The organism is Marinobacter daqiaonensis (assembly GCF_900115285.1).
GTDB classification, from domain to species: domain Bacteria; phylum Pseudomonadota; class Gammaproteobacteria; order Pseudomonadales; family Oleiphilaceae; genus Marinobacter; species Marinobacter daqiaonensis.
Genome location: NZ_FOYW01000001.1, coordinates 1,686,189 through 1,697,989, shown reverse-complemented (window position 1 = coordinate 1,697,989; position 11,801 = coordinate 1,686,189). Strand labels below are relative to the sequence as shown.

General features: G+C 60.0%; 11 protein-coding genes. 1 reads left to right on the top strand and 10 read right to left on the bottom strand.

The genetic code is table 11. The annotated features are described in order from the left end of the window. Nucleotides 1–137: 137 nt before the first annotated feature. From BM346_RS07805 to BM346_RS07770, 8 genes are all read right to left on the bottom strand, one after another. A complete protein-coding gene (locus BM346_RS07805; protein WP_092010482.1) occupies nt 138–1,025 on the bottom strand; it encodes an alpha/beta hydrolase in 888 nt (295 codons plus the stop codon). Further along, nucleotides 995–2,878 carry an Lnb N-terminal periplasmic domain-containing protein gene (locus tag BM346_RS07800; RefSeq protein ID WP_092010479.1) on the bottom strand — a complete coding sequence of 628 codons (1,884 nt, stop codon included), beginning with the start codon at nt 2,876–2,878 and terminating at the stop codon, nt 995–997. Before BM346_RS07800 ends, BM346_RS07805 begins: the two co-directional genes overlap by 31 nt. A 111-nt stretch (nt 2,879–2,989) precedes the next feature. Next, nucleotides 2,990–3,451 (bottom strand): DUF3015 domain-containing protein, encoded by a 462-nt coding sequence (locus BM346_RS07795; RefSeq protein ID WP_092013450.1) that lies wholly within the window; start codon nt 3,449–3,451, stop codon nt 2,990–2,992. A 192-nt stretch (nt 3,452–3,643) separates the two neighbouring features. Further along, the gene (locus BM346_RS07790; RefSeq protein ID WP_092010476.1) at nt 3,644–4,345 is read right to left on the bottom strand and encodes an ABC transporter ATP-binding protein; all 702 of its coding nucleotides are present in this window, start codon (nt 4,343–4,345) and stop codon (nt 3,644–3,646) included. A gap of 3 nt (nt 4,346–4,348) precedes the next feature. Continuing rightward, nucleotides 4,349–5,104: a high-affinity branched-chain amino acid ABC transporter ATP-binding protein LivG gene (gene livG, locus BM346_RS07785; RefSeq protein ID WP_092010473.1), complete on the bottom strand. Its 756-nt coding sequence runs from the start codon at nt 5,102–5,104 to the stop codon at nt 4,349–4,351. A 3-nt stretch (nt 5,105–5,107) separates the two neighbouring features. Beyond that, complete coding sequence (locus BM346_RS07780; protein WP_092010470.1) at nt 5,108–6,382, bottom strand: high-affinity branched-chain amino acid ABC transporter permease LivM; 1,275 nt, start codon at nt 6,380–6,382, stop codon at nt 5,108–5,110. Next, a complete protein-coding gene (livH, locus tag BM346_RS07775; protein ID WP_092010467.1) occupies nt 6,382–7,305 on the bottom strand; it encodes a high-affinity branched-chain amino acid ABC transporter permease LivH in 924 nt (307 codons plus the stop codon). The genes BM346_RS07780 and livH overlap by 1 nt, the downstream gene beginning before the upstream one ends. A gap of 88 nt (nt 7,306–7,393) precedes the next feature. After that, a complete protein-coding gene (locus BM346_RS07770) occupies nt 7,394–8,506 on the bottom strand; it encodes a branched-chain amino acid ABC transporter substrate-binding protein (protein WP_092010464.1) in 1,113 nt (370 codons plus the stop codon). 536 nt (nt 8,507–9,042) lie between these two features. Between BM346_RS07770 and BM346_RS07765 the strand changes: the two genes are divergently transcribed. Next, the gene (locus BM346_RS07765; RefSeq protein WP_092010461.1) at nt 9,043–9,588 is read left to right on the top strand and encodes a MarR family winged helix-turn-helix transcriptional regulator; all 546 of its coding nucleotides are present in this window, start codon (nt 9,043–9,045) and stop codon (nt 9,586–9,588) included. A gap of 134 nt (nt 9,589–9,722) precedes the next feature. Here BM346_RS07765 and BM346_RS07760 read toward each other — a convergent pair whose 3' ends face one another. Beyond that, nucleotides 9,723–10,067: a c-type cytochrome gene (locus BM346_RS07760; RefSeq protein ID WP_227662863.1), complete on the bottom strand. Its 345-nt coding sequence runs from the start codon at nt 10,065–10,067 to the stop codon at nt 9,723–9,725. 69 nt (nt 10,068–10,136) lie between these two features. Further along, nucleotides 10,137–11,399, bottom strand: a complete 1,263-nt coding sequence (locus BM346_RS07755) for a PQQ-dependent sugar dehydrogenase (protein ID WP_092010459.1) — start codon at nt 11,397–11,399, stop codon at nt 10,137–10,139. Nucleotides 11,400–11,801: the final 402 nt, after the last annotated feature.

Here is an 11,801-nt window from a genome sequence, read left to right as displayed (position 1 = left end):
TCGCTGTAGGAGCTGGCCTGCCAGCGAAGAGGGTATCCCGGCTGGTGCGGTTCGCCTCCTCGCCAGCAGGCTGGTTCCTTCAGTCAGGCGTTGCCCGCGAAGAAGGTGCTATCTGTCTTTTCCGTGTCGTTCCGTGGCTAATTTTTATTCGCCTTTTCTTCCGCGTCATTTCGCGGCGAATCATGCTCTTCCATAAAGTCGAGCACTGCCTGGCGGTACTCCGGCAGCATGAAGGCACCACCGTGGGGCATGTCGGTTCTCCGGAAACGCTTGGGTTCCCTGGCGGCTTCGTACAGTCTGAGGCCGTGATGGGTGGGGATGATGCCGTCTTTTACGCTGTGGACGATTATGACAGGCACTGGGCTTATGTCCGCGATCTTGTCTATCGGTTCGTACTGGTCGGTCACGGTCCAGCTCAGGGGAATCTGGATGGGCCAGGTCAGCCAGAAGTCGCCAAGCTTCTCCCGGGCGATGGCCCGGAACCCGGAGAAGGTGCTGTCGGCGATCAGGCCGGACAGTGGAGGTTCATTGCCCCGGGAGACCCAGTCACTGGCCAGGATGATCGCCAGGGCACCGCCCAGGCTCTGGCCCAGCATATAAACCGGGAGCTGCTGGGTTTCGCGATTGGCCTCCAGCCAGCGCAGGCCCGCCTCGGAGTCGATCAGGGCGCCCTCCAGGTCAATCTCCCCGCTGGAGCGACCGTAACCCCGGTAATCCAGCAACAGGACGTTATAGCCTTCCTCCGGCAGCCAGGCGACGTTGAGGATGTGACTGCTGATGTTCTGGGCGTTGCCGTGGAGGAAGTAGACGTGTCCCCTGGCCTCACCTTCGGCCGGCAGCCACCAGGCGTGGAGGGTCTCCCCATCCGGCGTATCGATCCAGACATCCTCGTAGGTAAGCTCAAGGCGGTCCGGGGTCAGGTAGGTCTGCTGGTCCGGGTAGAAGAACAGGCTGGTACAACCCTGTAGCAGGGTTGTCATGGCCGCGAGGGTGGTCAGAAGTAAGCGCGGAATCCGAGATTCCATAGGGTCTCGTACCTTTCGTAATGATGAGTGCGGCTGGCGCTCGCCCGGATACTGTAGGCCCGCCCCAGGTGAACGGCGCCCTCCAGGTATAGCTCATCTTGCCGGTGCTGGTCGCTGATGATCCAGGTTTTGCTGCGCAGCCCGGTGAGCAGGCTGAAGCGGTCTCCCTGCCGGAGCAGGGATAGGTCGGCGCCCGGAGCGACGTCGTAGCCGCGAGGCAGGTGTTTGCTGATTTCCAGGTCACCGGTGAGGATGGCCAGGGCACTGAGTTTGCGGGTCAGGCGCCAGGTGCCACCGGCCCCGCCTTCCAGGTACGGGGTCAGTACCCGGTTTCCTGTCGGCAACTCGGTGCGCCGCCCCCCGAAACCGACCTGCCACGAGAGCGGCCTGAAGAAGGCATCCCGGGGCGTCAGGGAGCGAATTTCCACACCCACGAGATTCTCGATCTGGAACTCCTGGTTGTCGGTGTAGAGGCGTGTATCCAGGCGCATGAACTGTAACTGCGCCCCCGGCCGGTAGCCCGCGGGTGGGTCCAGCAGGTCATGGTAGGCGGCGCGAAGGGTCAGGCCAGTATAATGGCGGGTGCCGTCGTAGCCCCCCGTTGCCGCGACCGCCAGGGTGTCATGACCCTGATCGTCCCGTACGTCCGGCGGCAGGGGGCCCTCATCGGCCGGTGGACCCTTGAGGCCGCTACGGGCCACCAGAAGTTCATGGGACAGGGGCGCGGCTATTTCCCGGGGCCAGTCCTCGGCCTGGGCCTGGTGCCGGACATAGTCGTAAGTTGCGTCCAGCACCCGTGCCCGGTCTTCGTCGTCGAGGGCGTTGATTTCCTTGCCGTCGACACTGATGTAGCCATTGGCCAGGGCAGCGGCAAGCCGTCGCTGATCACTGTCAAGTGTTGATAGACCATGGCTGACACTGGTTGCAGCGGATGGCCGGTAATGCACCTCGGATACGAGATCCCGGTCCACCACCCAGCGGACGGTGTCCGATGGAATGGCGTGGGTGCTCACTTCGTCCAGCAGGTTGGTGCCGGGCCGGGCCACGTCGATCAGCGCCAGCAGGCGATAGGCGCAGTTCTCGTCGAAAAAGTAATAGTCGAAGTTCCGGTCCTGGATTTCCCAGGTGTGGGCCAGCATCTGCTCCACCTCCGCCGGGGTCAGATTGAGCTCGTATTCCCACAGGTCGCGGTTCTCGATGTCGGAGTAAACCCTGATCATTTCGTAGTAGGGCTGAACGGAGGTGACGCCAGGATAGCCACCGAAAATGCCCCGGTAGGCGAACAGGATTTCGCTGTCATGCTCCGCTGCGTCCGCGGCGTAGGAAATGGTGTTGGCGAGAAGGAGGTTGGTCTCACCATCTTCCTCGGGGGGATCGAGGCGGAGAAAGGTGTGTCCGAACATGGATGAAGGGCTGTTCAGGTAGGACGCCGCGAACACCAGGGTGATGGCCTGTGTGTTCAGTTCGGCTTTCCATTCCTCGAATTCGGTACAGGTTACCTCGGGCTCCGGGAGAGCCAGCTGCTCTCGGATCCAGGCGTCCCGGGCCGGAAATGCACACCGCGCATGCCTGTTCGGATCGCCACTGGCGGGGCTGGAGATGGCTTCAATGGTTGCCCTGAGCTCGCCTTCCGGGTCGGTCTTGCCACTCTCGCTGAAGAAAAACGAGGGGTCGTCCGCCTGGCTGGTATAACCGGACTGGAAACGGTTCGGGTGATAGTGCACGAGGGTGAGCCATTGCTCCGATGTCGCCAGTGCCTCGATGTCCGCCTGTTGCTGGGGTGCGGCTGAAACGGCGCAGGAGAAGGCCAGCAACAGTCCGAGGAGCGGGGCTGAAGGAATCCGTCTAGGCATGGAGCATCAATCTTTTGGCGTCACACGGAGGCGTAGGGCTTTTCGCCCTGGTCAGGAGCAACTGCAGCCCACCGGCTGCCCCGGTTGGGCTGCAGTCGGAACGGTACGGGATCAGGCCACGTACTTGCTCAGGCGCTCATGCTGCTCAAGTAGAGCAACAATGGCGTCCACCGCCTGGTTGGAGGTGGTGTCGGAGGTCGGGAAGATGGAAGCGAAATTGTCCTGCAGCAGGCGGTTGAATTCGCTGCGGTCCGCTTCATCGACGCCCAGCAGCACACTCAGGGTGTCGAGGTTCTCGCCGGAGCCACGGGACATGTCACGGGCTACCTTGTCGATGTTGCTATCCATGTACATGGCCATGGACTGAACGGACTGGTTGGTCTGACAGCCGAGGGTGCCGGTGGTCATACCCAGGGTCTGGTTGCCAAAGATACCATTGGTGGTTGCCGCGAGGACGTGGGGGGCGATACCGGATTGCCCCTTCCAGACCATGGCACCGACGCCACAGCCAGGCTGTGCGAACGCCAAGCTGGATGCGCCCAGAAGAATTGCACCTGCGATCAGTTTTTTCATGTTCTGCTCCTTGATTATCATTTTAAACGTCGCTGATTTTTCCTGACAGAATCCGTACTGCGCTATGGCTGTACGGTTACGGCCTGACGGAAGCACCCGAGTATGGCCGACCCGACAAGTATAGCCAAGCCGGCCAAAACGGAAAGCTTCGCCATTGATATGCCGCAAATTTTTGCGACCTGGTCGCGGTGCTCAGCCGCCCAGGTAGGCGTTCTGAACGTCCGGGTTGGCCAACAGGTTTTCGCCGGTATCCTGGAGCCGGATGCGACCGGTTTCCAGCACGTAGCCCCGGTCAGCCAGTCGCAGAGCCTGGTGGGCGTTCTGTTCCACCAGGAATACCGTAATGCCTTCTTCCCTCAGCTGGCCGATGATCTCGAAAATCTGCTTGATCACCAGGGGCGCCAGTCCCAGGGAGGGTTCGTCGAGAATCATCATGCGGGGCTTGCTCATCAGGGCCCTGCCGATGGCCAGCATCTGCTGCTCTCCGCCGGACATGGTGCCTGCCCGCTGGTGCTCCCGCTCCTTGAGCCTCGGGAACAGCTCGTAGACATGCTCGATGCCTTTGCGAATCTCGGACTTGGTGTTGAAGAACCCCCCCATATGGAGATTTTCCTCAACGGTCAGACCGGAGAATACCCGGCGTCCTTCCGGTACGATGGCGATGCCGGAGCGCATGATATCGGAGGTGGGCAGCCGGGTGATATCACGGCCTTCCAGAACGATCCGGCCGGAACTGGCCTGGGGGTTGCCGCAGACCGTCATCAGCAGCGTGGTCTTGCCGGCGCCATTGGCCCCGATCAGGGACACGATCTCCCCCTGCTTGACCTCCACCGTTACGCCATGAAGGGCCTCGATCTTGCCGTAGTGGGTGTGTACATCTTCCAGTAACAGCATGGCTCAGGCTTCTCCCAGGTAGGCTTTGATCACGTCGTCGTTGTTCCGGATTTCGTCCGGTGTTCCGCTGGCCAGGGGCCGGCCCTGGCTGATGACGTTGATGCGGTCCGAGATACCCATTACCAGGCTCATATCATGTTCGATCAGCACCACTGAGACGTTGTAGTCCTCTTTGAGGCTGATGATCAGCTGGTCGAGGTCCCGGGTTTCCGCGGGGTTCAGGCCGGCGGCCGGCTCGTCCAGCATGAGCAGCTGGGGCTCGGTGACCATGCAGCGGGCGATTTCCAGGCGCCGCTGCTGGCCGTAGGCCAGGTTCCCCGCCTCCCGGTTGGCCATCTCCATCAGGCCTACCCGTTCCAGCCAGTAACTGGCCCGGTCCAGGGCTTTCTGCTCCCGGGCCCGGTAGTTCGGAGTGGCCACCAGGCCGGAAAGCAGGTTGGTGTTGAGGTGCCGGTGCTGGGCAACCATAAGGTTCTCCACCACCGTCATTCTGCCGAACAGCCGCACGTGCTGGAAGGTGCGCACCAGGCCCAGACGGGAGATCCTGTAGTCCGGCTTGCCCTGGATTTCCTGGCCCCGGAACAGGATCTTGCCGCCGCTGGGCTTATAGAAGCCGCTCATGCAGTTGAAGACAGTGGTCTTCCCGGCACCATTGGGGCCGATGATGGAAACGATTTCATGTTCCTGCACGTCGAGGGAGACCTGATCCACCGCCAGCAGGCCACCGAACCGCATCGACAGGTTCTGTACTTCGAGCATGCCTTATTCCCCTGTCGAGAGCTTGATTTGACGACGGCGCATGGGCAGCAGTCCCTGGGGACGCCAGACCATCATCAGCACCATTGCGGCACCGAAAATGAGCATCCGGTACTCCGAAAACTCCCGCGCCAGCTCCGGCAAAATGGTAACGGCGATGGCCGCCAGAATCACGCCCATCTGGGAGCCCATGCCACCAAGCACCACAATGGCGAGAATAATGGCGGACTCCAGGAACACGAAGGACTCCGGGCTGATAAAGCCCTGCTTGGAGGCGAACACGGTACCGGCGAAACCCGCGAAAAAGGCGCCAATGGTAAACGCCGACAGCTTTACGCCCGTCCGGCTCAGGCCAAGGGAGCGGGCGGCGATTTCGTCTTCCCGTAACGCTTCCCAGGCGCGGCCGACCGGCATCCGCATCAGGCGCCGGATAACCAGACCGGTGAACACCGCCAGCACCAGGGCGATCAGGTACAGGAAGATGACCTTGTGTTCGCCGGAATAGGCGATTCCGAAAGTCTCGTGGAAGGACACGTTGCCTTCTTCCTTCACCCGACGGCCGAATTCCATGCCGAACAGGGTCGGGTCCGGAATGCCGCCGATGCCGTTCGGGCCACCGGTGACGTTGGTCCAGTTGTTCAGCAGTATCCGGATGATTTCTCCGAAACCCAGGGTCACGATGGCGAGGTAGTCACCCCGAAGCCGTAACACCGGAAAACCCAGCACCAGGCCGAACAGGGCTGCCAGCAGGGCTCCGATGGGCAGCGCCATCCAGAACGAAATACCCCAGTACTGGGACAGCAGCGCGAAGGTATAGGCCCCGACCGCGTAGAAGGCCACGTAGCCCAGGTCCAGCAGGCCCGCCAGGCCCACCACCACGTTCAGGCCCAGTGCCAGCATGATGTAGATCAGTACCAGGGTGGCCAGATCCACGGAGCCGCGCGAAACGAAGAATGGCCAGATCAGGGCCAGCACGATCAGCAGGGTCAGTCCGATGCTTTCAAGCTTCAGACGCTTTTCCTGGGGCATCGGTTTCCTGTCCGCCATTGGGTTGAGCGACTTCAGCATGCCGAGCCTGCCGAGGATGGCTTCCCTGAACAGCTGGAACAGGAAAACCGCCAGTGCGGCAACGCCGATGGCAATCCAGGTGAACGGGTCGGCCCCCTGGAGGGTGATCTGGGTACCAACGGCCTCCAGTTTGAGACCCATGATGGGCCAGGAGATCACCAGGGTGATGACGGCGCAGAACAGCGCGTGTTTGAGGTTGTGGGCGGCGACCATCAGATCTTCTCCACTTCCGGTTTGCCCAGCAGTCCTGTGGGCTTGAACAACAGGATCAGTATCAGCAGGCCAAAGGAAACCACGTCTTTGTACTCGCCACTGAGATAACCGGAGGTCATGCTCTCGGCGATGCCGAGGATCAGCCCGCCGAGCATGGCGCCGGGAATGCTGCCGATGCCCCCGAGCACCGCTGCGGTGAAGGCCTTGAGGCCGGCAATGAAGCCGAACAGCGGATCCACGGAGCCGTAGTACATTCCCAGCAGAAGGCCTGCAACCGCCGCCAGGGCCGCACCGATCACGAAGGTGGCGGAAATGATGCGGTTGGTGTCAATGCCCAGCAGGTTGGCCATGCCCAGGTCCTGTGAGACCGCCCGGCAGGCCCGCCCGATTCGGGAGCGTGATATGTAAAGGGAAAGTGCCGTCATGCAGACAAACGTGGTCACGAAGATGACGATCTGGATCCAGGAAATGGACATCTGGAAATTGCCGCTGCTGCCGAACTGGAAGCCGCCTTCGATCAGGGCCGGAAAACCGATGTTCCGGGAGCCCTGGGCCAGGTGGACGTAGTTCTGCAGGAAGATCGACATGCCGATCGCTGAAATAAGCGGAATGAGCCGGTGCCGGCCCCTGACTGGCCGGTAGGCGACCCGCTCTACGGCCCAGCCCATGGAGCTGGATACGATCATGGCGCAGATCAATGCAATCAGAAGAATCACCGGCAGCCAGGTAACCCCAAGTGTCGCCAGTCCGGTGATGGTGATCAGCGCGGTATAGGCACCGATCATGTAAATCTCGCCGTGGGCGAAGTTGATCATGCCGATGATGCCGTAAACCATGGTGTAGCCAATGGCAATCAGGGCATAGGTACTGCCGATAGTCAGTCCATTGATCAGCTGTTGACCGAAATAAAGCAGGTCTTGCATGGGTGTGACACTCCGTCAACCTGACCATAAAACACCGCCCCCGGCCAAGACGTCAGGCCAGGGTGGTGTTCATTTACGTTCCAGGGGTTTAGTTAACGGCGGTCTTGCTGCCGTCGGCGTGCCACTCGTAAACCACGAACTCAAAGGATTCCATGTCACCCTTCTCGTCGTAGCTGACCATGCCGATGGGCGTCTCGAAGGAGCCTTCACGCAGGGCTTCGGCCACTTCGAAGGGGTCAGTGGAACCGGCCTGCTCGATGCCTTCGGCAATCAGTTGAACGGCGGTGTAGGACGTCAGGACAAACGGACCGGAGGGGTCTTCGCCTTTTTCCTCGAACGCCTTGACCAGTGCCTGGTTCACTTCTTTTTCGTCGAAGCTGGGCGGCAGGGTCACCAGCAGGCCTTCCGCGGCGTCACCGGCAATGGTGTTGATGTCCTTGTTGCCAACCCCTTCCGGACCCATGAATGTGGCGTCCAGATCCGCCTGGCGTGCCTGGCGCAGAATCAGGCCCAGCTCGGGGTGGTAGCCCCCGTAGTAGACGTAATCAACGTCTGCCTGCTTGAGCTTGGTGACCAGTGACGAGAAGTCCTTGTCGCCGGCGGTAATGCCTTCGAACATGACAACATTTACGTCAGCTTCCTCGAGGGTGTCGCGCACGGAGGTCGCGATGCCTTCACCATACTGCTGCTTGTCGTGGATGACCGCGACCCGCTTGGGCTCGAGGGAGATCAGGTGATTGGCGGCGACCGGCCCCTGCATGCTGTCCAGGCCGATGGTCCGGAATACCAGCTCATAGCCGCGGGCTGTGATCTCCGGGCTGGTGGAGGCCGGCGTGATCATGAGGATACCTTCATCCTCGTAGATGTCGGATGCTGGCTGGGTGGAGCTGGAACAGAGGTGGCCCACCACAAAGCTGACGCCTTCGTTGACCAGTCGGTTGGCAACGGTGACCGCCTGTTTCGGATCACAGACGTCGTCCACTTCCACGGCCTCCAGCATTTCGCCGTTTACGCCGCCCTCGGCGTTGATTCGTTCAATGGCCATGCGGGCGCCGGAAAACTGCATATCGCCGTACTGGGCAACGGGACCGGTCTGGGGGCCGGCGATACCGATGCGGATTTCTGCCAGCGCGGAAGCGGGGAGGGCAATGGCGGCGGATACACCGGCGGCCAGTGCGAGTTTGCTGAAATTCTTGATCATTGCATGCTCCTGCCTGTTCTGATTTTTCTTTGATGACAACGGATTAAAAAAACACCACCTGATCTTCCCTGTCAAGAAAGCCGCGTAGAAACTCCCGTTGTTGTGACCAGGGTTCTGTCGGGTCACGAGCCTGGGCGTCCGATGCCTGGACCGGTTGGGATTATGTGATAAACGAAAATATTTTTCGATGACTTTTATCTAGCGTTCCATCCACACTGCGCCAGCAATATCTGCGCCACAACGAGGGCGTTTTCCCTGTCGCTGAACTTCGGCAGTCCTGATGTCTCAGCCTTGAGGTTGTGAGGTTTCGGTTTGAGGCGCAGTTCTGAATCGGGATCGTATAATGCTGCACGATATGCCTCACCGCCTTTAACCGGAGCGGGGTGCGCTTCGCTGGTGCACCCGACAGGCGGATGGCTGACATTTGACGGCCCGAATGGGCGCAGTAACGTTCCCTTGGTACCTCAGCCCACTTGCTTTTTGCGGCTTAAAGACCTCTAATAGTTAGTGGTATAAACATCTGGTGATTACAAGTCATGTCCAATCTGAATGAGCGTGGAAACAGTCAGGGCTCGTCACTCACTGACAACAAGAGTTACGAGCAGGTCCTGGTGGCGCTCCGGCGCGTCATACGGGCCACCGACCTTCACTCCAAGCGGCTCAGCAAGCACGCCGGCCTGACCGGCCCGCAACTGCTGATCATGCGCACCATCCGGGACCTGGGTGAGGTGACCATCGGCACCATTGCCGATCACGTCAGCCTGAGTCAGGCCACGGTTACCACCATCCTTGACCGGCTGGAACATCGCGCTCTGGTGTATCGGGTGCGCAGCACCCAGGACAAGCGGAAGGTACACGCCCACCTGACGGAAGAAGGCGCCGACCTCCTGGCTCGCGCGCCACTGCCTCTCCAGGACAACTTTATCCGCAAGTTCCAGAACCTGGACCAGTGGGAGCAGAGCATGATAGTCGCATCCCTGCAACGGGTGGCGAACATGATGGACGCCGACGAAATCGACGCATCGCCGGTACTGGATGTGGGATCGGTCCTGCGGGAAGATGGCTGGAACGGCAAGACCTGATGGACTAGCGCCGACCTGGTCGCAGTAACAGGGGAAAGATGTCGTCCGTGACGTCGATCGCAAGACGCGTTCCCCGGACCGTTAGAAAACCCCGACGATCTTTCAACCCAAAGATTGTCGGGCCGTTGCATTCGCTAATCCGGCAATGTGACGGTTACCTCAATGGACTCGTACCAGGCCGCAAGATCGGCTATCTGACGGTCAGTCAGGTTTTTGGCCACCACTGACATCATCTCATGCTCGCGTTTGCCGCTGCGGAAGGCCTTAAGCTGGCTCTGAAGGTATATCTGGCTTTCTCCGGCGATATTCGGCGCGATCGGAATCTTCGCCAGGCCGTCGATGCCGTGGCAGGTCTGGCACTGGACGGCGAGTTTACGACCCTGTTCCGGGTCACCGGCGAAAGTGCCGGTAGAGAAACAGAATAAGAGACCTGCAACCAACACCAGAGAGCGTGGAGGCGTTTTGTTCATTCGGTGCATCGGACTGCAACTCCGTAGTGCCGGAGAGCTTCGGCTCTCCGGCAATTGAGATGGGTGATGGCGGTCGGATCAGGAACCGGTGCCTGTATAGGCGATCCGGTAGATTGCACCGGCCAGGTCATCCGAGACAAGCAGCGAGCCATCCTTCAGTTGAGCCACGTCTACTGGCCGGCCAAGGTATTCCCCGTTCTCGGTCAACCAGCCCTCGGCGAAGGGAATGGTTTCTCCGATTACATTGCCTTCGGCATCCACCGGCGTGAAAATCACCCGGGCGCCAACGGGCTCAGTCCGGTTCCAGGAACCGTGCTGCGCGGTAAAAATGCCGCCCTGGTACTGCTTGGGAAACATGTTGCCGGTATAGAACACCATACCCAGGTCGGCAGCGTGGGCGACGGTTTCAACCACCGGGAAGACCACGTCCACTGGCACTTCCTCGCCCTTGTATTCGTTGGTGCGAACATCACCGCCTCCGTACCAGGGATGGCCGAAATGCTGTCCCATGGCGGTTTGCCGGTTGATTTCGCCCGGGGGAATATCGTCTCCCATACCGTCTACCTGATTGTCGGTAAACCAGAGCTCGCCGGTAGCCGGGTGGAAGTCGTGTCCGACAGAGTTGCGAACGCCCCGTGTATAGACCTCGCGCTCAGTGCCGTCCTGATTGACCCGGATGATGCCGCCGATACCTACCTCATTGAAAATATCGAGATGTTCCTTCGGGGCAACGTTGTAGGGCTGTCCCAGGGAAATGTAGAGCTTGCCGTCCGGCCCCACATCGCAGACCCGCGCGGTATGGTTGTAGCTGACGAATCGCTCCGGGATAAGTTCACCTCCGGGAATAACCTCGGATGCGACCACATCGCCACTTTCATAGAAGAATTCGGCAGCCGGATAAGCCAGAACCCGGTTCTGTTCGGCGATGTAAAGCACGCCCGCTGGGGAGAAGCAGGGGCCGTTTGGTATTGCTTTTTCGATTGAGGGTGCGAAATTCTTGACCTCATCAGCGACCCGGTCCTTGTCGCGATCTGTCACAGCCCATACCTCAGTTTTACGGGTACCGACAAAAGTGACCACGCCCTGTGGGCCCACTGCCATGTGCCGGGCATCGGGAACCAGGGCATAGAGAGAAATTTCAAAACCTTCCGGCAGCTTGATTTTTTCCAGCGTTTTCCGGATGGCATCGGCGCTGCTGCTTTTCTGATCAATGTATGTGAACTCCACATCACCAGTGACCTGGAAGTCGCCGAGTTTGTCCAGGTTGTCGGCCTGGACATAAGCAAAGGGGATCGCACTCAGGCTGGTAGCAACAGCCAGTGCTATAGCGTTTTTTTTCATTGTTTTTCTGACCTCTTTCATTGCCCGTTGAGAGTCGGCAAGCGCAATGTGCCCGACCATTTGTTCTTGTTGTTGCAGTGTTAGTAAAGACAGCGGCTTTCCCTAGCGTCAAGGCTCGGATCAGGTGGTATGACCAGTTTGATGGGTATACCGTAGTGGAGCGGCCACTAGCGGAAGGGGCATCGAAAAACGCCAGGCAGAAACTGTTGCGTCGAGGGCAGTCGGCTGATGTCAACCCAATTGGGTCAGCATGGGTGGTGTTGACCAGCCGGCGAGGCGGGAACCTCGGTTGATGAGGTTCGTCGCTTCGCCAGCAGGCTGGCTCCTACAGTTATGTCGGCTAGCTCCAGAGTTTGCTTCTCCCCCCTGTAGGAGCTGGCCTGCCAGCGAAGAGGGTATCCC

Coding starts and splice junctions, on each gene's coding strand:
- BM346_RS07805 (WP_092010482.1), bottom strand. CDS start 1,025: ATGGAATCTCGGATTCCGCGCTTACTTCTGACCACCCTCGCGGCCATG.
- BM346_RS07800 (WP_092010479.1), bottom strand. CDS start 2,878: ATGCCTAGACGGATTCCTTCAGCCCCGCTCCTCGGACTGTTGCTGGCC.
- BM346_RS07795 (WP_092013450.1), bottom strand. CDS start 3,451: ATGAAAAAACTGATCGCAGGTGCAATTCTTCTGGGCGCATCCAGCTTG.
- BM346_RS07790 (WP_092010476.1), bottom strand. CDS start 4,345: ATGCTGTTACTGGAAGATGTACACACCCACTACGGCAAGATCGAGGCC.
- livG (WP_092010473.1), bottom strand. CDS start 5,104: ATGCTCGAAGTACAGAACCTGTCGATGCGGTTCGGTGGCCTGCTGGCG.
- BM346_RS07780 (WP_092010470.1), bottom strand. CDS start 6,382: ATGGTCGCCGCCCACAACCTCAAACACGCGCTGTTCTGCGCCGTCATC.
- livH (WP_092010467.1), bottom strand. CDS start 7,305: ATGCAAGACCTGCTTTATTTCGGTCAACAGCTGATCAATGGACTGACT.
- BM346_RS07770 (WP_092010464.1), bottom strand. CDS start 8,506: ATGATCAAGAATTTCAGCAAACTCGCACTGGCCGCCGGTGTATCCGCC.
- BM346_RS07765 (WP_092010461.1), top strand. CDS start 9,043: ATGTCCAATCTGAATGAGCGTGGAAACAGTCAGGGCTCGTCACTCACT.
- BM346_RS07760 (WP_227662863.1), bottom strand. CDS start 10,067: ATGCACCGAATGAACAAAACGCCTCCACGCTCTCTGGTGTTGGTTGCA.
- BM346_RS07755 (WP_092010459.1), bottom strand. CDS start 11,399: ATGAAAAAAAACGCTATAGCACTGGCTGTTGCTACCAGCCTGAGTGCG.